This window comes from Paraburkholderia gardini (genome assembly GCF_907164545.1).
Lineage (GTDB): Bacteria > Pseudomonadota > Gammaproteobacteria > Burkholderiales > Burkholderiaceae > Paraburkholderia > Paraburkholderia gardini.
In genome coordinates this window covers 1-22,840 of sequence record NZ_CAJQZB010000052.1, presented here as the reverse complement: position 1 = coordinate 22,840, position 22,840 = coordinate 1, and the positions used below count along the sequence as shown (strand labels likewise).

General features: G+C 66.0%; 24 protein-coding genes. 13 read left to right on the top strand and 11 right to left on the bottom strand.

Going from position 1 to position 22,840, the window contains the following annotated elements; translation table 11 throughout:
• The 7 genes from LPA37_RS25775 to LPA37_RS25745 all read right to left on the bottom strand — a co-directional run bounded on the left by LPA37_RS25775 (position 1) and on the right by LPA37_RS25745 (position 6,800).
• Positions 1 to 555, bottom strand: a complete 555-nt coding sequence (locus tag LPA37_RS25775; protein WP_229014073.1) for a thioredoxin family protein — start codon at positions 553 to 555, stop codon at positions 1 to 3.
• A gap of 128 nt (positions 556 to 683) precedes the next feature.
• The gene (fba, locus tag LPA37_RS25770; RefSeq protein ID WP_228975998.1) at positions 684 to 1,721 is read right to left on the bottom strand and encodes a class II fructose-bisphosphate aldolase; all 1,038 of its coding nucleotides are present in this window, start codon (positions 1,719 to 1,721) and stop codon (positions 684 to 686) included.
• 34 nt (positions 1,722 to 1,755) lie between these two features.
• Complete coding sequence (locus tag LPA37_RS25765) at positions 1,756 to 2,628, bottom strand: phosphoribulokinase (protein ID WP_228976001.1); 873 nt, start codon at positions 2,626 to 2,628, stop codon at positions 1,756 to 1,758.
• Between the two features lie 65 nt (positions 2,629 to 2,693).
• Complete coding sequence (locus LPA37_RS25760) at positions 2,694 to 3,791, bottom strand: class 1 fructose-bisphosphatase (protein WP_228976003.1); 1,098 nt, start codon at positions 3,789 to 3,791, stop codon at positions 2,694 to 2,696.
• A 22-nt stretch (positions 3,792 to 3,813) separates the two neighbouring features.
• Positions 3,814 to 4,791: a CbbX protein gene (gene cbbX / locus LPA37_RS25755; protein WP_229014072.1), complete on the bottom strand. Its 978-nt coding sequence runs from the start codon at positions 4,789 to 4,791 to the stop codon at positions 3,814 to 3,816.
• Positions 4,792 to 4,843: 52 nt separating this feature from the next.
• Positions 4,844 to 5,272 carry a ribulose bisphosphate carboxylase small subunit gene (locus tag LPA37_RS25750; RefSeq protein WP_228976006.1) on the bottom strand — a complete coding sequence of 143 codons (429 nt, stop codon included), beginning with the start codon at positions 5,270 to 5,272 and terminating at the stop codon, positions 4,844 to 4,846.
• 28 nt (positions 5,273 to 5,300) lie between these two features.
• Positions 5,301 to 6,800 carry a ribulose-bisphosphate carboxylase large subunit gene (locus tag LPA37_RS25745; RefSeq protein ID WP_229014071.1) on the bottom strand — a complete coding sequence of 500 codons (1,500 nt, stop codon included), beginning with the start codon at positions 6,798 to 6,800 and terminating at the stop codon, positions 5,301 to 5,303.
• 379 nt (positions 6,801 to 7,179) lie between these two features.
• On the opposite strand from LPA37_RS25745, the gene pqqA reads away from it, so the two are divergent.
• The 3 genes from pqqA to LPA37_RS25730 all read left to right on the top strand — a co-directional run bounded on the left by pqqA (position 7,180) and on the right by LPA37_RS25730 (position 8,711).
• The gene (pqqA, locus tag LPA37_RS27770; RefSeq protein WP_013342881.1) at positions 7,180 to 7,254 is read left to right on the top strand and encodes a pyrroloquinoline quinone precursor peptide PqqA; all 75 of its coding nucleotides are present in this window, start codon (positions 7,180 to 7,182) and stop codon (positions 7,252 to 7,254) included.
• Positions 7,255 to 7,372: 118 nt separating this feature from the next.
• A complete protein-coding gene (locus tag LPA37_RS25735; RefSeq protein WP_228976009.1) occupies positions 7,373 to 7,975 on the top strand; it encodes a DUF447 domain-containing protein in 603 nt (200 codons plus the stop codon).
• 34 nt (positions 7,976 to 8,009) lie between these two features.
• Entirely contained in the window at positions 8,010 to 8,711 is a 702-nt protein-coding gene (locus LPA37_RS25730; protein ID WP_228976012.1) for a (5-formylfuran-3-yl)methyl phosphate synthase, read from the top strand.
• 48 nt (positions 8,712 to 8,759) lie between these two features.
• On the opposite strand, the gene LPA37_RS25725 is transcribed toward LPA37_RS25730, so the two are convergent.
• The 3 genes from LPA37_RS25725 to LPA37_RS25715 form a co-directional block, all read right to left on the bottom strand.
• Positions 8,760 to 9,350: an amino acid kinase family protein gene (locus tag LPA37_RS25725; RefSeq protein ID WP_228976014.1), complete on the bottom strand. Its 591-nt coding sequence runs from the start codon at positions 9,348 to 9,350 to the stop codon at positions 8,760 to 8,762.
• A gap of 77 nt (positions 9,351 to 9,427) precedes the next feature.
• A complete protein-coding gene (locus tag LPA37_RS25720; RefSeq protein WP_229014080.1) occupies positions 9,428 to 10,558 on the bottom strand; it encodes a hydantoinase/oxoprolinase family protein in 1,131 nt (376 codons plus the stop codon).
• Entirely contained in the window at positions 10,555 to 11,634 is a 1,080-nt protein-coding gene (locus tag LPA37_RS25715) for an ATP-grasp domain-containing protein (RefSeq protein ID WP_229014070.1), read from the bottom strand. The genes LPA37_RS25720 and LPA37_RS25715 overlap by 4 nt, the downstream gene beginning before the upstream one ends.
• Before the next feature lie 398 nt (positions 11,635 to 12,032).
• Between LPA37_RS25715 and LPA37_RS25710 the strand changes: the two genes are divergently transcribed.
• The 10 genes from LPA37_RS25710 to LPA37_RS25665 all read left to right on the top strand — a co-directional run bounded on the left by LPA37_RS25710 (position 12,033) and on the right by LPA37_RS25665 (position 21,537).
• Positions 12,033 to 13,409: a molybdopterin-binding domain-containing protein gene (locus LPA37_RS25710; protein ID WP_229014069.1), complete on the top strand. Its 1,377-nt coding sequence runs from the start codon at positions 12,033 to 12,035 to the stop codon at positions 13,407 to 13,409.
• Positions 13,406 to 15,115, top strand: a complete 1,710-nt coding sequence (locus LPA37_RS25705) for a formylmethanofuran dehydrogenase subunit A (RefSeq protein WP_229014068.1) — start codon at positions 13,406 to 13,408, stop codon at positions 15,113 to 15,115. The genes LPA37_RS25710 and LPA37_RS25705 overlap by 4 nt, the downstream gene beginning before the upstream one ends.
• Positions 15,112 to 16,074: a formylmethanofuran--tetrahydromethanopterin N-formyltransferase gene (fhcD, locus tag LPA37_RS25700; RefSeq protein ID WP_228976023.1), complete on the top strand. Its 963-nt coding sequence runs from the start codon at positions 15,112 to 15,114 to the stop codon at positions 16,072 to 16,074. Before LPA37_RS25705 ends, fhcD begins: the two co-directional genes overlap by 4 nt.
• The gene (locus LPA37_RS25695) at positions 16,071 to 16,889 is read left to right on the top strand and encodes a formylmethanofuran dehydrogenase subunit C (RefSeq protein ID WP_228976026.1); all 819 of its coding nucleotides are present in this window, start codon (positions 16,071 to 16,073) and stop codon (positions 16,887 to 16,889) included. The genes fhcD and LPA37_RS25695 overlap by 4 nt, the downstream gene beginning before the upstream one ends.
• A gap of 125 nt (positions 16,890 to 17,014) precedes the next feature.
• The gene (locus LPA37_RS25690; RefSeq protein WP_229014067.1) at positions 17,015 to 17,581 is read left to right on the top strand and encodes a cytochrome b; all 567 of its coding nucleotides are present in this window, start codon (positions 17,015 to 17,017) and stop codon (positions 17,579 to 17,581) included.
• 49 nt (positions 17,582 to 17,630) lie between these two features.
• Complete coding sequence (pqqB, locus tag LPA37_RS25685) at positions 17,631 to 18,551, top strand: pyrroloquinoline quinone biosynthesis protein PqqB (RefSeq protein ID WP_228976029.1); 921 nt, start codon at positions 17,631 to 17,633, stop codon at positions 18,549 to 18,551.
• Positions 18,552 to 18,597: 46 nt separating this feature from the next.
• On the top strand, positions 18,598 to 19,335 hold the full coding sequence (gene pqqC, locus LPA37_RS25680; RefSeq protein ID WP_228976117.1) for a pyrroloquinoline-quinone synthase PqqC: 738 nt from the start codon (positions 18,598 to 18,600) through the stop codon (positions 19,333 to 19,335).
• The gene (gene pqqD / locus LPA37_RS25675; protein WP_228976031.1) at positions 19,332 to 19,631 is read left to right on the top strand and encodes a pyrroloquinoline quinone biosynthesis peptide chaperone PqqD; all 300 of its coding nucleotides are present in this window, start codon (positions 19,332 to 19,334) and stop codon (positions 19,629 to 19,631) included. The genes pqqC and pqqD overlap by 4 nt, the downstream gene beginning before the upstream one ends.
• Positions 19,632 to 19,636: 5 nt before the next feature.
• Positions 19,637 to 20,872 (top strand): pyrroloquinoline quinone biosynthesis protein PqqE, encoded by a 1,236-nt coding sequence (gene pqqE, locus LPA37_RS25670; protein WP_229014066.1) that lies wholly within the window; start codon positions 19,637 to 19,639, stop codon positions 20,870 to 20,872.
• Entirely contained in the window at positions 20,869 to 21,537 is a 669-nt protein-coding gene (locus LPA37_RS25665) for a response regulator (RefSeq protein WP_228976035.1), read from the top strand. The genes pqqE and LPA37_RS25665 overlap by 4 nt, the downstream gene beginning before the upstream one ends.
• Here the strand turns inward: LPA37_RS25665 and LPA37_RS25660 are convergent.
• The gene (locus LPA37_RS25660; protein WP_228976037.1) at positions 21,501 to 22,523 is read right to left on the bottom strand and encodes an ATP-binding protein; all 1,023 of its coding nucleotides are present in this window, start codon (positions 22,521 to 22,523) and stop codon (positions 21,501 to 21,503) included. The two genes, LPA37_RS25665 and LPA37_RS25660, sit on opposite strands and share 37 nt — an antisense overlap.
• Positions 22,524 to 22,840: the final 317 nt, after the last annotated feature.

Genomic DNA, 22,840 nt, shown 5'->3' with positions numbered 1-22,840 from the left:
TCATTCGTCCGTTTTCCATTTGATCGAGCATCCCAGCGCAGGATACCGCGGCCCTTGTGCCACGCCCACCTGGGCGATTTCACGCATCGCCTCGAAGAGATCGCGCCTCGCGTCGGGAACCGGCGCATAGCGCGACGCGTCAACCCGACCTTGATAGCGCAGCTTCAAGCCTGCGTCGTAGCCGAAGCACTCCGGCGTGCACACTGCGCCATAAGCGCGCGCGATCTGCTGCGATTCATCGTACAGGTAAGGAAACGGCAGCTTCCAGAGCGCGGCGAACGCCACCATCCGTTCGAACGCATCGTCCGGATACGTCGCCGCATCGTTCGAACTGATGCCGACGACGTTGACGCCGAGTGCCGCCGGTTCCTGCGCGTCGCGGATCAGATGCGGCAGCGCGCCCAGCACATACGGGCAATGGTTGCACATGAACACGACGACCAGGCCGTGCTCGCCGCGCACGTCGTCGAGTGTCAGCGTGCGCCCGTCCGTGGCGGGCAGCGAAAAGGCGGGCGCGGGCGCGCCCAGTTCACCTGCGGGAGATTCGGTTGCCATCGTGCGCTCCTCATCCAGTCAATCCAGCGGGATCCTGAACCGCCAGAATACGCACATTCGTCCAGTCCTTCAGGGCGACACATGCTGTCGCGCACGATGGCCTCTTTCGCATGGAAAGGTTCGAAAGATCAGTGGTAACGCCGCGCCATCGCATCGAGCGCAAGCGGCTTGATGCGATCGGCCTGCCCCGCGCAGCCGAACGCCTGAAACCGGTCGATGCAGAGATTGCGTGCCGCCGCCGTCGCGGCCTTCAGCGCGTGCCGCGGATCGAATTCCCCACGCGCCGACGCCATCGCCTGACGCATCGCACCCGTCATCGCGAGGCGGATATCGGTGTCGATGTTCACCTTGCGCACGCCGTTCGCGATGCCGCGCTGGATCTCCTCGACCGGCACGCCCCACGTCGCGGGAATCTCGCCGCCGAATTCGCGTATCGTCGCGAGCCATTCCTGCGGCACCGAAGACGACCCGTGCATCACGAGATGCGTATCCGGCAGGCGCCGGTGAATGTCCACGATGCGATCGATCGCCAGAATGTCGCCGGTCGGCTGGCGGCTGAACTTGTACGCCCCGTGCGACGTGCCGATCGCGATGGCGAGCGCATCGACGCCCGTGGCCTCCACGAACGCGCAGGCCTGCTCCGGATCGGTCAGCAGATCGTCGCGCGTGAGCGTGCCCTGTGCACCGACACCGTCTTCCTCCCCTGCCTCGCCGGTTTCGAGCGAGCCCAGACAGCCGAGTTCGCCTTCGACAGACACGCCCACCGCATGCGCCGCCTCGACCACGCGCCGGCTCACGTCGACGTTGTAGTCATAGGTTGCCGGCGTTTTCTGGTCGGGCAACAGCGAGCCGTCCATCATCACCGACGTGAAGCCGGAACGGATCGCCTGCTGGCACACCGACGGACTCGCGGCGTGATCCTGGTGCAACACCACGGGAAGATCGGGATGCGCCTCGATCGCGGCCAGCACGAGGTGACGCAGATAGGCCTCGCCCGCGTATTTGCGCGCGCCCGCCGACGCCTGCAGGATCACCGGGCTGCGGGTTGCATCGGCGGCCTGCATGATCGCCTGGATCTGCTCCATGTTGTTGACGTTGAACGCCGGGATGCCATAGCTGTGCTCTGCCGCGTGATCCAGCAGCTGACGCAATGCGATGAAAGCCATCACACTCTCCTTGAAGTTAAGGGAAACCGGTTCTTCAGGCACGCGCGCGACGATCGACCAGTTGCAGGATCATCGGCGTGAAAATCAGCTGCATCGCGAGCCCCATCTTGCCGCCGGGCACCACGATCACATTCGGGCGCGACATGAACGAGTCGTGCAGCATCGTCAGCAGATACGGAAAGTCGATGCCTTTGGGCCGCGCGAACCGGATCACGACAAAGCTCTCATCGGCGTTGGGAATCTCGCGCGCGGTGAAGGGATTCGACGTATCCACGGTCGGCACGCGCTGGAAATTCACATGCGTGCGCGAGAACTGCGGGCAGATGTAGTTCACGTAATCGGGCATGCGGCGCAGGATCGTGTCGACTACCGCTTCATGCGAGTAGCCGCGCATCGTCTGGTCGCGATGCAGCTTCTGGATCCACTCGAGATTGATGATCGGCACGACGCCGACCAGAAGATCCGCATGCCGGGCAACGTCCACGTTTTCCGTGACCGCCGCGCCGTGCAGACCTTCGTAAAACATCAGATCGGTTTTGTCGGACACATCCATCCACGGCGTAAACGTGCCGGCGTCCTGGTTGCAGGCCGCGGCTTCCGCGTCGTCGTGTATATAGCGGCGAAACTTGCCGCTACCGGTCTCGCCGTAACTCGCGAAAAGCTGCTCCAGTTCTTCGAGCAGATTCGCTTCGGGGCCGAAGTGACTGAAGGTAAGCGCGCCATCGCGTTCGCTCTGTTTAAGCGCGTCACGCATGCCCTTGCGGTCGTAACGATGAAACGCGTCGCCTTCGACGATCTGTGCGTTGATGCGCTCGCGCCGGAAAATATGCGTGAAGCTCTTCATGACGGTGGTCGTGCCGGCGCCACTCGAACCGGTCACCGCGATGATCGGATGTCTGACTGACATGCGCGTCTCCCTGAGTCTGAAACCTGTCTGCTCATACGATCTGGAAGCGCGTTCCCGCCGGGCCCCTACGCGGGTGTTTCCGGCAGAAACAGCGAGCGTTCGTTGAAGAGCGGGGAGGTGAACGGCTTGTCCTCGCCGCGATCGTATTCGCTGTGATAGCGGCCGATGCGCGCCACTTCGTTGCGTGAGCCGAGAATGACCGGGACACGCTGATGCAGTTTCTGCGGCACGACGTCGAGAATCCGTTCGCGCCCGGTGATGGACTGCCCGCCCGCCTGCTCGACCAGAAAGCTCATCGGGCTCGCCTCATACAGCAGACGCAGGCGCCCTTCCATCGCGGGCGTCTTGAAGTCGCGCGGATACATGAAGACGCCGCCACGCATCAGGATACGATGCACTTCGGCCACCATCGATGCAATCCATCGCGTGTTGAAGTCCCGCGCGCGACAGCCGCTGCGGCCCGCCTTGCATTCCTGCACGTAGCGGCGCACGGGCGGCTCCCAGAAGCGTTCGTTCGACGCGTTGATCGCGAATTCGCCGGTGTCCTCCGGAATCCGGATGTCGGAATGCGTCAGCACGAAATTGCCGACGTCGCGTTCCAGCGTGAAGCCGTGCGTGCCGGTGCCGACCGACAGCACGAGCATCGTCGAAGGCCCGTAAATCGCGTAGCCGGCCGCGACCTGTTCGCGGCCAGGCCGCAGGAACGCGCTTTCCGCGAGCGGCGCGTCGCGCTGGTCGTCCCGCACACGCATCACGGAGAAGATCGAACCCACCACGCCGTTGATGTCGATGTTCGACGAACCATCGAGCGGATCGAACGCGAGCAGGTAGTCGCCGCGCGGATACGCTTCCGGTATCGCGTAGACCTCGTCCATTTCCTCCGACACCATGCCCGCCAGCAGACCGTCCCACTCGCAGTGCTGCAGGAAGATATCGTTGGTCGCGAGGTCGAGTTTCTGCTGCTCCTCGCCGTGCGTGTTGAGCGAATGCGCCGTGCCATGGTGGCCGCCCAGCGCGCCTTTCGTCAGCGCGGCGGAAATCGTCTTGATCGATGCCGCCACGTCGATCAGCAGCGCGGACAGGCCTGGCGCCGTTACGGATACGGGCTTGCGGTCGAGCGTATCGATGAGAAACTTCGAAAGCGTGGTGCGTCCGTCCTGCATGGCAATCTCCTCGGGAAACGATTCAAGCCGGTGTGGGCGGCGCCGCTGCCGTTGCTGTTTCTGTTTCGGCAAACACGCGGCTCGCGCGGATATCCGCCGCGCCCAGCAGCGTCAGCGCGGCCGCATCCGCGGGCACGCCGCCTTTCAGCGCATCGGCGAAGAGACGACTCGCCTGGCGCAGACGCGAGCGGTCCAGCGCGTTACGCACCGAGCGCGCGTTCGCGAAGTTCGGCTGGCGGATGCGGCGATCCAGGTATTCGCTGAACGCGGCGCGCGATTCGCCATCGAGCCGGTAGTGCATCTTCGCCAGCATGCGTTCGGCGATGTCGAGCAGTTCTGCTGCGTCGTAGTCGGGAAACGTGATGTGATGCGCGATCCTCGACCGGAAACCGGGGTTGCTCTGAAAGAAGGTCTCCATTCGCGCTTCATAGCCGGCGAGTATCACCACCAGGTCGCTGCGCTGGTTTTCCATCGTCTGCAGCAGGATCTCGATCGCTTCCTGGCCGTAATCGCGTTCGTTCTCGGGGCGGTACAGGTAATACGCCTCGTCGATGAACAGCACGCCGCCCAGCGCGCGCTTGAGCACGTCGCGCGTTTTCGGCGCGGTGTGGCCGATGTACTGCCCCACCAGATCGTCGCGGGTGACCGAAACCAGATGATTGCGGCGGATATAGCCGAGACGGTGCAGCACTTCGGCCATGCGCAGCGCCACCGTCGTCTTGCCCGTACCCGGATTGCCTGAAAAACACATATGCAACGTCGGCGCTCCGCTTGCGATGCCCAGCGTTTCGCGGGCGCGTTCGACGATCAGATGCGCGGCAATCTCGCGTATGCGGGTTTTCACGGGCGTGAGGCCAACCAGATCGCGATCGAGTTCAGCCAGCACGTCGCCGATACCCGAGTCGCGAAAGAGACCGACGAGGTCGACCGCCGCGTCGGCGGCAGGCGTTTGCGCACGCGGCACCGCCGCGGGCAGATCGGGTTCAGCTACGACGGTCATATGCGATTCTCCGGTTGCCTTCGGTCCTGCATCCCTGCGGTCGTCATGGCACTCACTGCGATGCGGGGTAGCGCTCGCCCGCCGGACGGTCCGACGCATAACTCTTCATGCTGTAACGCTGCACACGTCCCTGCGCTTCCGTGCGCTCCAGACGGAAGCCCGGCTCGACCGCCGGCCGGTTGACGATGAACGACATGCGCATTGTCTCGAAGCCGCGCACGGAATCGAACGCGTTGATCTTGATGTAGTGCTGCGGATACACCTTGCGGCATGCGTTCACTTCCATCAGCACGCCCGCCGCATCGCGCAGGTCGAACATCGGCAGGCCCCACATTTCCCAGTACGTGTTGCGCGGATGGGGATCGTCGGTGAATTCCACCGAGCACGACCAGCCTTCGCGCAACGCGTAGTCGATCTGCAAGCTGATTTCCGCGTCGGTGAGTTCCGGCAGAAACGAAAAAGTGCCTTGAGTGATTCGCATGGCGTGCTCTCTTCAGGTCAGGTGACGTTCAGGCCGCGGTCGGTGTCGCGGCGAAATCGGGCGTGTCGGTCGATGCGTAGTTGAACGTGACGTCGCGCCATGTATCGAGCGCCTGCTTGAGCGGCGTACACCAGCGCGCGGCGGCTTCGAGCAGTTCGGGGCCTTCGTTGACGATATCGCGCCCTTCGTTGCGCGCCTTCACGATCGCTTCGAGCGCCACGCGGTTCGCCACCGCACCCGCCTGAATGCCGCCCGGATGTCCGATCGTGCCGCCACCGAACTGAAGGATCGAGTCGTCGCCGAACAGATCGATGAGCTGGTGCATCTGTCCCGCGTGAATGCCGCCGGACGCGACCGGCATCACCTTGCGCAAGCCTGCCCAGGGCTGGTCGAAGAAGATGCCGCGCGACAGATCGACCTCGTTATGCGATGCACGGCACACGTTGTAATAACCCTGTACCGAAAGCGGATCGCCTTCGAGTTTTCCAACCGCGGTGCCCGCGTGCGCGTGATCGACGCCCGCCATGCGCAACCACTTCGCGATCACGCGAAACGAGATGCCGTGATTGCGTTGCCGCGTGTACGTGCCGTGTCCCGCGCGATGCAGATGCAGGATCATGTCGTTGCGGCGCGCCCATTTCGACATCGACTGGATCGCGGTCCAGCCGATCACCAGATCGATCATCACGATGCACGAGCCCAGTTGCTTCGCGAATTCGGCGCGCTCGTACATGTCTTCCATCGTGCCGGCCGTCACGTTCAGGTAATGGCCCTTCACCTCGCCGGTCTCGGCCTGCGCGCGGTTCACCGCTTCCATCGAGAACAGAAAGCGGTCGCGCCAGTGCATGAACGCCTGCGAGTTGATGTTCTCGTCGTCCTTCAGAAAATCGAGGCCGCCCTTAAGCCCTTCGTACACCACACGCCCATAGTTCTTGCCCGAGAGTCCCAGCTTCGGCTTGACGGTCGCGCCCAGCAGCGGGCGTCCGTATTTGTCGAGCCGTTCGCGCTCGACGACGATGCCCGTCGGCGGCCCCTGAAACGTCTTCAGGTAAGCGACCGGAATGCGCATGTCCTCGAGCCTTAGCGCCTTGAGCGGCTTGAAGCCGAACACGTTGCCGATGATCGACGCGGTGAGATTCGCCACCGACCCTTCCTCGAAGAGATCGAGCTCGTACGCGATGTACGCGAAGAATTGCGGCTCCGTCGCGCTCGACGCGGGCACGGGCTCCACGCGATACGCCTTCGCGCGATACATGTCGCACGCGGTGAGCCGGTCGGTCCACACGACCGTCCACGTCGCGGTCGACGATTCTCCGGCCACGGCGGCCGCGGCCTCTTCGGGTTCGACGCCCGGCTGCGGCGTGATGCGAAAAAGCGCGATGACGTCCGTGTCTTTCGGCGTGTAATCCGGCTGCCAGTACCCCATCTCGCGGTACTTCATGACACCGGCTGCATAGCGGGAACGCGGATCCGATGGATTGCGTTCGTGCGAATCGGGCTCGACGGCGGCCTTGCTGAAGTCGTTCATGAACTGTCCTCGATGGTTGGAGACGCACCCGGCGATGCAGACCAGGGAGCGACGCGGTCAATGCGTTCAACCCGCGTCCATGTCTGCAATGTAGGCGTGCCCCTCATCGAAGGGAATTCACGAATTTCTTCTCCATCCCTAAGCAGTTCTTTGGCTAACGGTGCGAATCGATGCGTGCACAACGGCCAGAAACTCGTATGATGGTGAAACACTCTGCTGCGTTTTCGCGACAGTAAGGCGCGTAAGCCAGCCGGGTTCCCAGCGTCCGCTTCACTGTGCTGTTTCTGGCACGGCGCTTGCGTGATTTCCGGTGCTGATCCGTTCCGGCGCTGCTTCATGTGTCGGCGGCGAAAGCCCCAACCAACCCTGGAGGATGACTATGCAGTGGACGACACCGAGTTACACCGATATGCGTTTTGGTTTTGAAATCACGATGTATATCGCAACCCGTTAATCCCGCACGCGCCGCCTTTGTGCGGCTTCCGTGCGGCCATCGCAGTCACTCACTCAGCTAACAGCCAGTTTGCAAACCGCCGGCTCGTAGTTCGCCGCAACGTCCAGCGTTCTCCGCCATGATTTTCGAAACGATCATTACGACTGCGGCGCGCGACGGCCGGCCTCACATTGCGCCGATGGGCGTGCGCTTCGAAAACGGGCGCGCGATCCTCGCGCCGTTCAGACCCTCCGCCACGCTCGACAACATCCTCGCCACCCAGGCCGCCGTGATCAACTTCACGACCGACGTGCGCGTTTTCGCGGGCTGCGTAACAGGCTATGCATTCGACTGGCCGACTTCACCCGCCACACGCGTGGCGAGCGTGCGGCTCGACGGCGCGCTTGCGCACACCGAGCTGGAACTCGACGAAGTACGCGACGACACCCAGCGCCCCACGCTCTACATGCGCTGCGTGCATCAGGAAACGCACGCGCCTTTTCCCGGTTTCAACCGCGCACAGGCGGCCGTCGTCGAAGGCGCGATTCTCGTCAGCAGACTTTTCATGCTGCCTGCCGTGAAGGTCGATAACGAAGTGGCGTATCTGAAGATCGCCATCGACAAGACCGCAGGCGACGCGGAACGTGTCGCGTGGGCATGGATCATGGATGCGATCGCGCGTTACCGCGCGCAGGCGGGCAAGACGCCGGACACAACGCCGGGTAGCTCGCGCGCCGCGTGATGCGCCGCGGCAAAACCGCTTTCTGGAGACTTCCATGACCGCACTGCTCGCGAGCGTCCGCTCGTATGACGAAGCCTGCGACGCCGCCCAGGCCGGCGCCGAGCTCATCGATCTGAAAGAGCCCCGCGAGGGCGCGCTGGGCGGCGTAGCCGTCGACGAAATCGCGCGCATCGTGCAGGCGCTGCGCGGACGGTTCCCGGTCAAGCCGATCAGCGCGACGATCGGCGACGTGCCGAACGAGGCGCTCGACGAGATCGCCACGCGTGTGATCGGCGTGAGCGATACGGGCGTCGACTACGTGAAGGTGGGCGTCTCGCCGGGCGCGTCGGCGCGGGCGTGCCTCGCGCATCTCGCGAGCCTGCCTGCCGCCGTGGTGCCGGTGCTGCTGTGCGACGAAGGTGTCGACGCCGCGCTGTCCGACTACGCGGCCGGGCTGGGTTTTGCCGGCATCGTGTTCGATACGGCCACCAAGAACGGTCGCACGCTGTTCGATTGCGTCGATATGGACACGCTTGCGCGCTGTCTCGCCACGATCGGTGCGCGCGGCGCGATGACGGGAGTGGCGGGGTCGCTCGGCTGGGCACAGCTCGCGCAGATCCACGCGCTCAAACCGGATATCGCCGGGTTTCGCACGGCCCTTTGCACCAAAGGGCGTTCGACGAGGCTCGATCCAGGACATGTCGCGCGATGGGCCGACGCGCTGCATCACGCGCCTCAGGATGCGCGCACGATGTGACGCGTGAGGTTGCTATCGCTGCTGCCGCATGCCGTGCCGCCTGCCAGGCTACGCGGCCGGCACGTGCAGCAGACGATCGCGCATCAATGCCACGTCGCGCCGGTTCAGCAGTTCGACCACGTAATTCGCGTCGCTGACGTGATCGACGAAGCGCGCATCCAGCACGCCATCGCGCGTCAACGCCGCGAGCGGCGCACCCGCTTCCACGTCGCATGATTTCACGACGATCAGGCGCTCCGCATTGAGCGTCGTCGAAAGCCATGCGGCGAGGCTGTCCGAGGTGGTGTCCCAGGTGGTCATGTCGTCGGGCGTGTCGCGCATGAGGCCGGTAGGCACCCACACGGCGACGTGTCCGTCACGCAGCGCGCGGCGGATGCGCTCCTCGTTCGCGGCCAGCACGAGCTCGGGCCGCACGCCCTGCATCAGGATCGCGTACTGCGTCATCGCGAGCAGGCACATGTTGTGGGCCGCGAGGTCGTCGAAACGCCATTCGGTCTGGTACTGGCGAACCTTGTCGGCGAAATCGCCGCCACCCGGCACGATCACCACGCGACCGCCGCCGAGTTCCCAGAGCTGCGTCAGCCACTCGCGCAGCAGCGGGTCATGGCTGAGGCTTCCGCCGATTTTTACCACCCACATGACCGATGCCCTCGCTCCAGGTTGACGTCATCGACGGCCCGTTTTCCACATCCGGCCGACGCGCTCCGCATTCTCTGCTACATCGGCGTTTCATGCAGTCTGGGCGCCTCCATGCCCGTGCCCATGCCTGTGTCCGTACCGGCGAGCAGCGCTACCGCCACGCCCGGCGCGCACGTCGCGACCCATTCCTCCAGGTCCGCGCTGGAAGGCGTCACGCCAGCCAGCACGGCGAAATCGATGTAATCGCGCCCGTCGTGCCGCGCGAGCGCCGCCGCCAGAAAACGCCCACATCCGGCGCCGACGATCGGTGCCCCGGCGAGCGCCGGATGCGCGATACGCACGCGCGACAGGTTCGTCGCGAGGATCGCGAGCTGCTCGTGACGCCAGCGCTGCGCGAAGCGACGCCATTCGGTTTCGGTGGCGTCGGCTGCGTCGAAACCGATCATCCGCGCGAGACGTGCACGGCTCGCGGCTTCGGTTTTCGGGCCGTTGTCCGCGGACGGATGCTGGTCGTGCGCGGGCCACAGTTCGCCCGTCAGCCGGTAGACGTCGGCACTTGTCGCGAACCATTCGTTCATGACGTTCGTCGTCTGGTCGCGAAACACGATCCGATGCGCGATGCCGCACAACGGCGTGCGCACCACGCCCTGATAGACGAGCTCGCCGGAGACGAGCCGCGCGGCGTCGTTCGCACCCTGCGCGACCACCCTGCCGCCGACGACCGGAATGATGTCCGTCGTCGTGCTGCCGATATCGACGAGCAGCGCGTCGGGCACGCGCGTCGCGAGCCATTGCGCCGTCGCAAGCCAGTTCGCCGATGCAACCGCGCGCCACCTGTCCCCGCACGCGGCGGCGTCGAGCCAGCCGTCCACGCCCGCGAAGAAACGCGTTCGCGGGCCAAGGCGCGCCGCGAGCGCGCCCGAGAGCGCGCGCACGCCTGCCGCGCGATCGGGAAACAGGTCGACCATTTCGCCCGTCATCGTGATGACGTGTTGCACAGCAGCAGCACGCGCCTCGGGCCAGCGTTCGAACACGTGATCGACGGCCCGCTCCAGATGGTCGAGTCCCTGCCACAACGGACACGCCCATTGCGCGACGTCGCGCGGCACGCCGGACGAATCCGCCCTTGACACCTTCACGTGCGCGCCGCCGACGTCCCAGCCGAACACAGGGGCACCGGCAGTGGAGGCGATGCGCGCGGCCGTCATGACGCGGCCCCGCACGCGAGCGTTCCGGTATGGCATTGCGCGGCGGACGCGCTCACCGTCACGCCATGCGATTCCAGCAGCGCGCGGGCCAGATTGCGCCCGAGCCGCGCGGACAGGCCGGCGTAGGCCGCCGTCAGACGGGGGTTCACCTCGATCACGACCGGGCCGCGTTGCGGATGCCACACCAGATCGATACCGGCAAACCCGCGCAAGCCCGGCAACGCGGCGACCACACGTTGCGCGAGCGCTTCGAGCACGCGCCCCGCGTCGCTCTGCAAGGCGATCTGGTCGACCTGCACGCCGCTGAACTCGACGACCCGCTCCGCGTGGCCCGGCGCGGCGTGATCGGGCACGCCGATCTGCTGGCGGTTGATGCTGATGAGTTCCGCACGCGTTTCGCCGCAGATCAGCGAGAGGCTCAGCGGCTCGCCTTCGACCCACGCCTGGAGCACCGGATTGCGCCCGGCCGCGAGACGCGCGCGATATTCCGCGCAGGCATCGTCGAAGCGGTCGAAGACAAACGTATCGAGCCCACCCGCGCCGTCGTCCGGCTTGACGACCCAGCGGCGGGCCGCCGTCGTCAGCGCTTCGGCGTGGCCGGGTTCGCTTCCATGGCTTCCATGTTCGGGCAGTAACGCGGGCGTCACGGCGATGCCGTGCGCCGCGAGACATTCGGCCGTCGCGCGCTTGCCCGATGCGATATCGATGGCCTGCGGCGTGCAGCCAAGCCAGCGCGCTGCGCCGACAGCGTCGTATAGCTGGCGCAGCAGGCCGTCGCATTCCGGCGCGATCACCCAGGCGTAATCGTGCTCGCGCGCCACGCGCGCAACGAACTGGCTCATCGGTTCGCCCGGCAGCGCGCGGCAATGCGCGAGCGACGCGTCGACATGCTCGAACCGTGAACTGGCGAACGTCACCTGCACGCCATCGAGGGCGCGCAGGTCGGCGACGAGCGCATCGCGCATCGCGCGGCCTTCGACGATCAGCGCACTCAGGTCGGCGAGACTGCCTTCGCTGGCGAGATCGGGGTCGATGCCGCCGCCGGTCAGATACTCGTACACAAACAGCTCGGTCACGGGAGGTCATCCTTGCAGGTGAGATAGAGGCCTGTGTCGCGGAGGACCGCGCGCCACGCCGCTCCTGGGCCAGCGCCCCTGCACGACACAATATCCGTGCCACGCAGGCTGCGGGCGAGTGGCGTGTAATGCATTGGCAAGGCGGGGTGTTGCAGCGCGTAGCGGCCAGGTGACACAGTGTTTCAGAACGAAGCACATACTGTGCTGCGCGGGCGCGTGGCTTCCACCGGGTTTCACGTGCTTCACGCATGCCCGTTTCCCAGGACGGGCGACGCGGTCTGAAAATGAACGCGCTGTAATCCACATGTCGGGCGGATTCGCCACGCACGGGCTCACGTGCTCGCAAAGCCACGCGCCGATAACACGCTCCCGGCATGGTCCTTGCTGAAGACGCGACCATGCACCGTTCGTCCAACCATCCGTCGAGTGCCGGCCCGACGGGCGTGTCCACGTCCATCACGTCCGACTGGACCTGTCCTTTCTGTCCCCTGCTCTGCGACGACATCGCGGCAGGCGTGAACAGCGACGACAGCCTGAGCGCGCCCGCCACCGATTGCCCCCGGCTTGCCGGGGCGCTGGCGCTATACGGCGCCGCCGATACGCACTGCAAGGCATCGGTCGACGGCCGGGAAGCCGATCTCGATACCGCCCTCGCACGAGCCGCCGACATCCTGTCGCAGGCACACAGGCCGCTGTTCGGCGGCATGGCCACCGATATCGCCGGTGCCCGCTCGCTGTATACGCTGGCCGCGCGCTGCGGCGCCATCGTCGATCATCTGCATGGCGACGCGCTGACGGCCTCGACGCTCGCGCTACAGGATCGCGGTGCGTTCTTCACGACGCTCTCCGAAGTCCGCGCGCGCGCCGATCTGGTCATCGTGTTCGCGTGCCGGCCGTCGGCGCATCATCCGCGTTTCTACGCGCGCGCGACCGGCACGGCCGAAGGCGCGCCCGCGCTCACGCGCACGTTCAGGTTCGTGGGCTGCGAAGCCGATCCGGCAGTTGCCGCACTCGATCACGCAGGCGCCACCTCGCTCCTTGCGGGACGCGACCTGTTCGACCTCCTCGCGCTCTGGTCCGCGCTGCTGGAAGGCCGTAGCGTCGAAGCGCTGGACGACGCGAGCGGCACGGCGCGCGAACTGGCGGCGCTCGTCGACGAAGTGAACGCCGCGCGCTACACGGTGTTCGTCTATGAGCCGGACGCGCTGCCCGGGCCGCACGCGGCGTTGCTGATCGAAGCGCTGAACCGGATCATCAAGGCGGTGAACCGGACCGTGCGCGCCGGCGGTCTGGCGCTCGGCGGCGCCGACGGCGCGCTCAGTGCGAGCCAGACGTTCACGTGGCTATCGGGTTTTCCCCTGCGCACACGCATCGCCATGCCGGGACGTCTCGCCGAAGCGCCCCTCGATTACGACCCCACGCGTTATCGCACCGACACGCTGCTCGCGAACCATGAGGTCGACGCGTTGCTGTGGGTGTCGAGCTTCGGACCACAGCCGCTACCCGACACGCTCGATCCCGACGTGCCGGCGATCGTGCTCGGCCATGCGGCGATGGCGACGATGGTCGCGGGCGCGGCCACCGCGCGTCGCGGGCCGACGGTCTTCATTCCTGTCGCGACGCCGGGCATCGACATCGGCGGTCACCTGTTCCGCACCGACGGCACGGTCGTCGTGCCACTTTCCGCTGCGCGCCATGCCGCTCTGCCGGGCGTCGCCGACATCGCCGCGCGCCTTGCTGAAAGCGTTACGAACACCACGCGGAGCGCGCCATGAGCCTCGCGCGGCTAACCGGCGGCCTCATCTACGACCCGACGAACAATGTCGATGGCGAACGCCGCGACCTGTATATCCGCGACGGCCGTATCGTCGCGGAACCGCCAGCCGGCATGCCCGTCGATCACGACTACGACGCCACCGGCATGATCGTGATGGCGGGCGGCATCGACCTGCATTCGCACATTGGCGGCGGCAAGACGAACCTGTCGCGCCTGCTGCTGCCGGAAGACCACCGCAACGATGCGCCGCGCGGCGCGGATTACGAGTCCGCCGCCGATACGCAGGGCCGCTATCTGCGCATGCCGTCGTGCGGCATCTGCGCGCCCGGCACGCTCGCCACCGGCTATCGCTACGCCGAAATGGGCTACACGGCGGCGTTCGAGCCGGCGATGATGCCGTCCAACGCGCGCCACACGCATCTGGAGATGGGCGACACGCCGATCATCGATCACGGTGCCTATGTGATGCTCGGCAACGACGAACTGCTGCTGCGGATGCTCGCCGCCCGCGACGGTTTCGAGCGGCTGCGCGACTACGTCGGCTGGACGCTGCATGCCAGCAAGGCGCTCGGCGTGAAGGTGGTGAACCCGGGCGGCATCTCGGCGTTCAAGTTCAACCAGCGCTCGCTCGATGTCGACGAGGCGCATGTGCATTACGGCGTCACGCCGCGCGACGTGCTGCGCACGCTCTCACGCGCGCTGACGGAGCTGCGCGTGCCGCATCCGCTGCATGTGCATGCGAGCAATCTCGGCGTGCCGGGCAATATCGCCTCGACCATCGCGACGATGGATGCCGCCGACGGCCTGCCGATCCATCTCACGCACATCCAGTTTCACAGCTACGGCACGGAAGGCCCGCGCAAGTTTTCCTCGGGCGCGCGCGCGATCGCCGAAGCCGTCAACGCACGGCCGAACGTCTCGATCGACGTCGGCCAGATCATTTTCGGCCAGACCGTCACCGCTTCCGGCGACACGATGATGCAGTTCAGGAACGCGCCGCTCGGCTCGCCCCGCAAGTGGATCGTGGGCGATATCGAATGCGACGCGGGCTGCGGCATCGTGCCGTTCCGCTACCGCGAGCAAAGCTATGTGAACGCGCTGCAATGGATCATCGGCCTGGAAATCTTCCTGCTGATCGACGACCCGTGGCGCGTGTCGATGACCACCGATCATCCGAACGGCGGCCCGTTCACGAGCTATCCGCATCTGATCCGCCTGCTGATGGACAAAAGCTTTCGCGACGAACAGATCGCGAAGCTGCATCCCGAAGCGCAGGTCGCGAGCGCGCTGCCGGAACTCACCCGCGAACTGTCGCTCTACGAGATCGCGATCATCACGCGCGCCGGGCCGGCGCGCCTGCTCGGTCTCAAGGATCGCGGCCATCTCGGCGAAGGCGCGGCGGCGGATATCGCCGTCTATCGCGACGAGGCGGATCGCGAGCGCATGTTTTCGTCACCCGCGTATGTGTTCAAGGACGGCCAGCTCGTCGCGCGCGACGGCACGCTCGTCGCCACGCCGACCGGCGGCATCCACTACGTGTCACCCGACTTCGATCGCGGCATCGAAAAAACGCTGCGCGCGTACAGCGAGGCGAACCTCGTCGGCAACTTCGCGCACGCGGCGATCAGCGACGACGAAATCTGCGCGTGCTGCCGCGGCGGCCGGCTGCTGCCCGTCGCATGCCTCGCGGCGGTGAACCCATGACAAATGCCGCCGCGCCGATGGAAGTCAACGGCACGCTCATCGACGACACCTTCGCGGAAGCGTTCCCGATGAAGGCCACGAGGCTCGTCATCACCGCGCACACGCCCGTCTGGGCCAGGCACGCGGCGCAGTCGCTGACCGGCTTCGCCACCTCGGTCATCGGCTGCGGCTGCGAAGCGGGCATCGAGCGCGAACTGGGCAGCGACGAAACGCCCGACGGGCGGCCCGGCATCGCGGTGCTGCTGTTCGCGGTATCGTCGAAGGAACTGGCGAAGCAGATCGAGCGGCGCGTCGGCCAGTGCGTGCTGACGTGCCCGACGACCGCGATCTACAGCGGCATCGATCCCGCGACGAGCCGCGCGCCGCGCTCGGACGACGCCGCGCTCGGCAAGAACCTGCGTTTCTTCGGCGACGGCTGGCAGATTTCGAAGATGATCGGCACCACGCGCTACTGGCGCGTGCCGGTGATGGACGGCGAATTCGTCTGCGAGGAAACCGCCGTCACGGTCAAGGGCGTCGGCGGCGGCAACCTGCTGCTGCTCGGCACCGACATCGACGCCGCGCTCGCCGCGGCCGAAGCCGCCGCCGCCGCGATGCGCGCGCTGCCGAACGTGATCATGCCGTTCCCGGGCGGCGTCGTGCGCTCCGGCTCGAAAATCGGCTCGAAATATGCAGGCGCGACGGCATCGACGAACGACGCGTTCTGCCCGACGCTCACCGGCCTCGCGAAACGCAGCGAACTGACCGCCGAAGTGGGCTGCGTGATGGAAATCGTGATCGACGGCCTGACCGACGGCGACGTCGGCGCGGCGATGACGGCCGGCATCGCCGCGGCCGCCGCGCGCGGACGCGCCGCCGGCGTACTGCGGATTTCAGCTGGCAATTACGGCGGCAAGCTCGGTCCCTGGCACTTCCATCTGCACGAAATGGCGGCCGCTGCCGGGCGGAGGCCCGCATGAGCACGACCACGCTGCGCGTCAGGCACGCGCCGGGCTTTCGCGTGAACGCCGCGCGCCTGCTGCCCGCCGCGCTCGCCGCATTGCCGGTCGCGGACGTGGCACGCATCGCGTTGCCCGCCGGCAACGAAACCTGCGCGGCGGCCGACCTGTTCGACATCGCGCGCGCGGACAGCGAACACACCGCGCTCGTGATCGAAGGCGACGTGCGCTGGCTCGACCACGTCGGCGCGCAGCTCGACGAAGGCAGCCTCACCGTGCACGGTTCATGCGGCGATTACGCCGGGTTGCGGATGAACGGCGGCACGCTTCAGATCGAAGGCGACGCGGGCCGCTTTACCGGCTGCGAAATGCGCGGCGGACGCCTGACGGTGACGGGCAACAGCGGCGCGTTCGCGGCCGGTGCGCTGCCGGGCGACATGGAAGGCATGACAGGCGGCACGCTGACGATCCACGGCCACGCCGGCGCGCGCCTCGCGGACAGGATGCGCCGCGGCCTCGTGCTGGTGGGCGGCGACGCGGGCGAATGCGCGGCCTCGCGGATGGTGGCGGGCACGGTCGGCATTGCGGGACGCGCCGGCGCGCACTACGGTTATGGCATGCGGCGCGGCACATTGCTGCTGTTGCAGGCGCCCGCGCGGATTCCACCCACCTTCACCGAAGGCGGACGCGGCTTCGATGTGTTCTGGTCGCTGCTGGTGCGCTCGTTCGCGCAGGAAATCGCGCCATTTTCGGCGTTGCGCGGCGCGGCGCTGCCGCGACGGTACGCGGGCGATCTGGCGGTGGACGGTCGCGGCGAACTGCTGATCGTCCGTTAGCGGCAACGGATCGGCGGGCGGACCCTGGGTAAAACCGGATAGCCCGGGACGTACTAGAGGAACAAACAGAAAGTGGACGACGTGCAGTGTGAAAGCGGCGCCCACGACAGAAAATGGAGGCAGGCATGAACACTGCGCAATCGTCCGATGCGACCCGGAACGCCGGGGCACACGGGCCGCGCTATGCGCCGTCGCTGATCGCGTTGCACTGGCTGATCGGGCTCATCATCATCGGGATGCTGTGCATCGGCCTGTACATGGTCGGCCTGCCGAAAGGCCTGCCGTTCAAGGCGACGCTGATCAACTTCCACAAGTCGCTGGGCATGACCGTTTTCCTGCTGGTGCTGATCCGCATCGTGGTGCGCATGGCCGTCGGACGACCGGCCCTGCCGCCTATGCGAGCGTGGCAACGCGCCGCCGCGCGCATTACGCAGGTTCTTTTATATGTGGGGATGGTCGTGATGCCGCTGACCGGCTATCTCGGCTCGTCGTTCAATTCATATGGCACGCGCTTCTGGGGCATCCTGCTGCCCAAATGGGGCTGGGACGACAAGGGATTGCGCAGTCTCTTCTTCGGCATTCATACGGTCTGCGCATGGGTCCTGATCGCGCTGGTCGCGCTCCATATCGCCGGTGCGCTCAAGCATCAGCTGATCGACCGCGACGGCCTGCTCGCGAGGATGCTGCCATGAGCGACGCCATGCTTTTCCTGCTCACGCCACCCTTTCGCGGAGACGCTCAATGAAGATCCGCGTACTCGGTTCCTCGGCAGGCGGCGGGTTTCCGCAGTGGAACTGCAACTGCCGCAACTGCGACGGCGTGCGTCGCGGCACGTTGAAGGCGACGCCGCGCACGCAGTCGTCGATCGTCGTCAGCGCGAACGGCGAGGACTGGCTGCTGGTGAACGCGTCGCCGGACATCCTCGCGCAGATCGCCGCGCATCGCGAACTGCAGCCGGCTCGCCGCCCGCGCGACAGCGGCATCGCCGCCGTCCTGACGATGGATGCGCAGATCGATCACGTCACGGGTCTGCTGATGCTGCGCGAGCGCGATACGCCGCTGCCGCTCTATACGACCGGAGTCGTGTGGCAAGACCTGAGCAGCGGTTTTCCCGTCACGTCGATCCTGTCGCATTACTGCGGCGTGGAGCGGCATGACGTGCCGTTCGACGGCGAGGCGTTGACGATCCCGGCACTCGCCAGCGTGCGCATCGAAGCGCTTGCCTTGTCGAGCAAGGCACCGCCGTATTCGCCGCATCGCGAGGCGCCGCAGCCGGGCGACAACATCGGCCTGTCGTTTGTCGATACGCACTCGGGCAAGCGGGCGTTCTATGCGCCCGGCCTCGGCGCGATCGAGCCGCACGTGATGGCGGCGATGCGCCGTGCGGATCTGCTGCTTGTCGACGGCACGTGCTGGACCAACGACGAAATGATCCAGCTCGGCCTGTCGAGGAAAACCGCCGCCGATATGGGGCATCTCGCGCAAACCGGTGCGGGCGGCATGATCGAGGTGCTCGATGCGATCGACCGTCCGGGCGTGCGCAAGGTGCTTATCCACATCAACAACACGAACCCGATTCTTGTCGAGGATGGCCCGGAGCGCCGCGTGCTCGCCGAACACGGTATCGAGGTCGCCCGCGACGGCATGGCCTTCGAACTCTGACGCACATCGACGTGAACCCGACCGATGGAGACCGCAGGTGAATACATTGCCCTTCCCACCTCGCCGCAACGTTGAACCCACGCATGCCGGCGACGCGAAGCCCGCCTGGTCGCGCGAGGAATTCGAGGCACAGTTGCGCGCCAAGGGCGCGGGTTATCACATTCATCATCCGTTCAACGTCAAGATGAACGGCGGCGGCTGTTCGCATGAACAGATCCGCGGCTGGGTCGCGAACCGCTTTTACTATCAGATCAACATTCCACTGAAAGACGCCGCGATCCTGTCGAACTGCCCGGATCGCGAAACGCGCCGCCGCTGGGTACTGCGCGTGCTCGATCACGACGGCTACGGCGACGACGAAGGCGGCATCGAGACGTGGGCGCGTCTGGGCGATGCGGTCGGCCTCACGCGCGACGCGCTCTGGTCGCTCGAACATGTCGCGCCCGGCGTGCGCTTCGCGGTGGACGCCTACGTGAACTTCGCGCGCCGTGCGCCTTGGCAGGAAGCGGTGTGCTCGTCGCTCACGGAAATCTTCGCGCCGCAGATTCATCGCGACCGGCTCGCGACGTGGCCTGAACACTATCCGTGGATCGAGCCTGCCGGGCTCACGTATTTCCGCTCGCGCATCTCGCTCGCGCAGCGCGACGTGGAGCACGGTCTCGCCGTCACGCTCGACTACTTCAGAACGCGCGAACAGCAGGAACGTGCGCTGGACATTCTGCAGTTCAAGCTCGACATCCTGTGGACCATGCTGGATGCCATCGAAAAGGCCTTCCCGACATGAACGACAACGCTTCCCCGGAAAACGGCACGCAGGCGGCCGGCAGCGCATGGCGCCCCCGGCTGAAGACACTGTTTCGCCTGCAGTGGGAGCCGGCGCAGGACGCGCACGTGCTGCTCTACCCCGAGGGCATGGTGAAACTGAACCCGAGCGCCGCGCAGATCCTGCTGCGCTGCGACGGCACGCGCGATCTGCCCGCGCTCGTCGCGGACCTCGAACAGGCGTTCAACGTAACCGGCCTCGCGCCCGAGGTGCAGACGTTCGTCGACCACGCCCAGACGCGCGGCTGGCTGGAATAAACATCATGACCGACCTTTCCCGTCCCGATACGATTGCGCAGACCGCCGCGCGACCTGAAGCGAAACCGGATGCCATCGCGCCGCCGCTCTGGCTGCTCGCGGAGCTGACGTATCGCTGCCCGCTGCACTGCGTGTTCTGCTACAACCCGACCAACTACACCGACCATTCACGCGAACTCTCCACCGCGCAGTGGATCGACGTGCTGCGCGAGGCGCGTGCGCTGGGCGCGGCACAACTCGGCTTTTCCGGCGGCGAGCCGCTCCTGCGCGACGATCTCGAAGTGCTGGTCGGCGAGGCGCGGCAACTCGGCTTCTATACGAACCTCATCACGTCCGGCATCGGCCTTACCGATACACGCCTCGATGCGCTGAAAGCGGCGGGCCTCGATCATATCCAGCTGTCGTTTCAGGACTCGACGCAGGAACTCAACGACTTCCTGAGCAGCACGCGCACGTTCGATCTCAAGAAACGCGTGGCCGCATCGATCAAGGCGCACGGTTTTCCGATGGTGCTCAACTGCGTGCTGCATCGCTTCAACCTGCCGCACGTCGACAAGATCATCGACATGGCGCTCGCGATGGACGCCGAATACCTCGAACTCGCGAACACGCAGTACTACGGCTGGGCGCATACGAATCGCGCGCAACTGATGCCGACCGCCGGACAGCTGCAGGAAGCGGAAGCCGTCGTGAACCGCTACCGGAAAGAAATCGGCGAGCGCTGCAAGATCTTTTTCGTCGTGCCCGATTACTTCGAAACGCGCCCCAAGCGTTGCATGAACGGCTGGGGCGCAGTGTTCCTCGGCATCGCGCCGGACGGCGCGGCGCTGCCGTGTCACACGGCGCGCTCGCTGCCGGGCCTCACGTTTCCGAACGTCACCGACATGCCGCTGCGCGAGATCTGGTACGAGAGCGACGCATTCAACCGCTTCCGCGGTTTCGGCTGGATGAAAGAGCCGTGCCGCAGTTGCGACGAAAAGGAACGCGACCTGGGCGGCTGCCGGTGTCAGGCGTATCTGTTGACGGGCGATCCGGCGAACGCGGACCCGGTCTGCGACAAGTCGCCGGAACACGAACACGTGGTGCAGGTCGTGCGCGCGGCCGCCACCCGCACGCCGGCGCAACAGCTCACCAAAGAGCAACCCGTGCTGTTTCGCAACGACGCCAATTCGCGACGGCTCGCGGCAGCTGGCGATGGCCACCCACCGGATCACCCGGTCAGTCGAGGAGAGCGCACATGACAAACGCCCCCATCTCCGTCCTGCTGGTGGACGATCACGCGGTGGTCCGCGAAGGCTACCGGCGACTGCTCGAACTGAGCCCCGACGTGCGGGTCGCGGGCGAAGCAGGCGATGCCGCGCAGGCCTATCAGCGTTTTTGCGCGTTGCAGCCGGACGTCGTCGTGATGGATCTCGCGTTGCCGGGTGCGAGCGGCATCGAGGCGATGCGGCGCATGCTCGCGCGCGAGCCCGATGCACATGTGCTGATCTTCAGCGTGCATGAGGAAACGCTGTTCGTGCGGCGCGCGCTCGATGCCGGCGCGCGCGGCTACGTGACGAAGGCCAGCGCGCCGGATGTGCTCGTCGAAGCGGTGCGTTCGGTCGCCCGGCGCGTGTGCTATCTGAGCGCGGATGTCTCGCAGGCGCTCGCGCTGCGCACATCGTTTCAGGAGGGGCCGCCTGGGCGGCAGCTATCGGCGCGTGAATTCGAGGTGCTGCGTCTGCTCGTGCAGGGTTACACGCTGCCGAGCATCGCCGAGCGTCTCGGCCTGAGCCAGAAGACGGTCGCCAATCATCAATCCGTGATCCGGCAGAAATTCGGCGCGGACAATGGCGTGCAGCTCGCGCAGATCGCGAACCGCCTCGGCCTTCACTTTTCGGAATTCGCCGCGGCGCCCGCCGGTTGACTGGCTACGTTCGGCGTCGTGGGGCTGGCCTGAGCCGGCACGCGCGCGCAAAACAGAAATCCGCTGCCCGGCTCACTCGCAATGTGAAACTCGCCGCCGAGCGCCTCGACGCGCTCGCGCATGCCGATCAGCCCGAGCCCCTTGCGCGGGATCGACAGATCGACGCCCGGCCCGTCGTCGGCCATGGTGATCACGATCTCGCCGTCCTCGCCCGCCGTGCGCACCAGATAAATCTCCACGCGGGCGTTACGCGCGAACTTCGATATGTTCGTGAGCCCTTCCTGCACGAGCCGGTAGAGCGTGATGTTCAGCGCGTCACCGGCCGCGGAGAAATCGCCTTCCACCGTCAGCGTGAACGAAGCACCCGGCAGCCGTTCGCGCCAGCCTTCGACGCAATGTTCCAGCGCGCCCGGCAGGCCGAATTCGTCGAGCCCGGTCGGGCGCAGCCGGCGGATCATCCCGCCAATCTCGCGATACACGTGATGCGCGCTTTGCATCAGCGCCAGGGAAATCCGGTGAATCTCCGGCTCGCGCGGAACCGCCAGATCGCGGATACGTGCGGCGTCGAGTGAAATCGAGTTCAGATACTGCCCGAGTTCATCGTGCAGTTCGCGGGCGAGGTGACGCCGCTCGTTCTCCTGCGCATCGATGCCCTGGCTCGCGAGCCGGCGATTGTCGGCGAGCAGCCGTTCGGCTTCTTCCTCCAGTTCGCGGCGCCGGATCAGTTCGCGTTGCGATTCGCGATAGCGGCGCCACGCGAACCAGGCAAGGCCGCTTGCCAGCACGAACAGCGTGGGCGGCAATTCGTCGACCTGAAAGCGCTCGGCGCCGCGCGTCCAGCGATAGAACCGCTCGCCGAAATCCAGCGTCGCGCACAGCACCGCAGCGATCACGGTGATCGCCGCCACGCACGCCAGATCGCGCCGCACCGTCGAGCGCGGTGCGATCTGGCGTGCAGCGGATGAAAGGTGGGAATCGGGTGGCATCACGAAACCTATTCTACGCAGCGAACCCGCTGCAGTTGCATGCGCGCGCAACGAAAACGGCCTTCAGGAACGCTTCCCTGCGCGATCGGGAGAACTTCCCGGGCCATGCGGGACCGCCTTGTGCGACGCTATCTGTAAGGTACCGGGCCGGCCCCGCGCGTACGCCTCGACATGCGCGGCAACGTGCGACACGCGAGACATCACACCGGCAACGATAGTCAATGTACTGGCAGCAACAACTTGCATGGGACCAGAGTAAGGCGCTAAAGCGCCAACTCTGGTCGACCGCAACAACTTGCATGGGACCAGAGTAAGGC

Bases quoted from the DNA above. Each gene is read 5' to 3' on its own strand.
- LPA37_RS25775 (WP_229014073.1), bottom strand. From the start codon at position 555: ATGGCAACCGAATCTCCCGCAGGTGAACTGGGCGCGCCCGCGCCCGCC.
- fba (WP_228975998.1), bottom strand. From the start codon at position 1,721: ATGGCTTTCATCGCATTGCGTCAGCTGCTGGATCACGCGGCAGAGCAC.
- LPA37_RS25765 (WP_228976001.1), bottom strand. From the start codon at position 2,628: ATGTCAGTCAGACATCCGATCATCGCGGTGACCGGTTCGAGTGGCGCC.
- LPA37_RS25760 (WP_228976003.1), bottom strand. From the start codon at position 3,791: ATGCAGGACGGACGCACCACGCTTTCGAAGTTTCTCATCGATACGCTC.
- cbbX (WP_229014072.1), bottom strand. From the start codon at position 4,791: ATGACCGTCGTAGCTGAACCCGATCTGCCCGCGGCGGTGCCGCGTGCG.
- LPA37_RS25750 (WP_228976006.1), bottom strand. From the start codon at position 5,272: ATGCGAATCACTCAAGGCACTTTTTCGTTTCTGCCGGAACTCACCGAC.
- LPA37_RS25745 (WP_229014071.1), bottom strand. From the start codon at position 6,800: ATGAACGACTTCAGCAAGGCCGCCGTCGAGCCCGATTCGCACGAACGC.
- LPA37_RS25735 (WP_228976009.1), top strand. From the start codon at position 7,373: ATGATTTTCGAAACGATCATTACGACTGCGGCGCGCGACGGCCGGCCT.
- LPA37_RS25730 (WP_228976012.1), top strand. From the start codon at position 8,010: ATGACCGCACTGCTCGCGAGCGTCCGCTCGTATGACGAAGCCTGCGAC.
- LPA37_RS25725 (WP_228976014.1), bottom strand. From the start codon at position 9,350: ATGTGGGTGGTAAAAATCGGCGGAAGCCTCAGCCATGACCCGCTGCTG.
- LPA37_RS25720 (WP_229014080.1), bottom strand. From the start codon at position 10,558: ATGACGGCCGCGCGCATCGCCTCCACTGCCGGTGCCCCTGTGTTCGGC.
- LPA37_RS25710 (WP_229014069.1), top strand. From the start codon at position 12,033: ATGCACCGTTCGTCCAACCATCCGTCGAGTGCCGGCCCGACGGGCGTG.
- LPA37_RS25705 (WP_229014068.1), top strand. From the start codon at position 13,406: ATGAGCCTCGCGCGGCTAACCGGCGGCCTCATCTACGACCCGACGAAC.
- fhcD (WP_228976023.1), top strand. From the start codon at position 15,112: ATGACAAATGCCGCCGCGCCGATGGAAGTCAACGGCACGCTCATCGAC.
- LPA37_RS25695 (WP_228976026.1), top strand. From the start codon at position 16,071: ATGAGCACGACCACGCTGCGCGTCAGGCACGCGCCGGGCTTTCGCGTG.
- LPA37_RS25690 (WP_229014067.1), top strand. From the start codon at position 17,015: ATGAACACTGCGCAATCGTCCGATGCGACCCGGAACGCCGGGGCACAC.
- pqqB (WP_228976029.1), top strand. From the start codon at position 17,631: ATGAAGATCCGCGTACTCGGTTCCTCGGCAGGCGGCGGGTTTCCGCAG.
- pqqD (WP_228976031.1), top strand. From the start codon at position 19,332: ATGAACGACAACGCTTCCCCGGAAAACGGCACGCAGGCGGCCGGCAGC.
- pqqE (WP_229014066.1), top strand. From the start codon at position 19,637: ATGACCGACCTTTCCCGTCCCGATACGATTGCGCAGACCGCCGCGCGA.
- LPA37_RS25665 (WP_228976035.1), top strand. From the start codon at position 20,869: ATGACAAACGCCCCCATCTCCGTCCTGCTGGTGGACGATCACGCGGTG.
- LPA37_RS25660 (WP_228976037.1), bottom strand. From the start codon at position 22,523: ATGCCACCCGATTCCCACCTTTCATCCGCTGCACGCCAGATCGCACCG.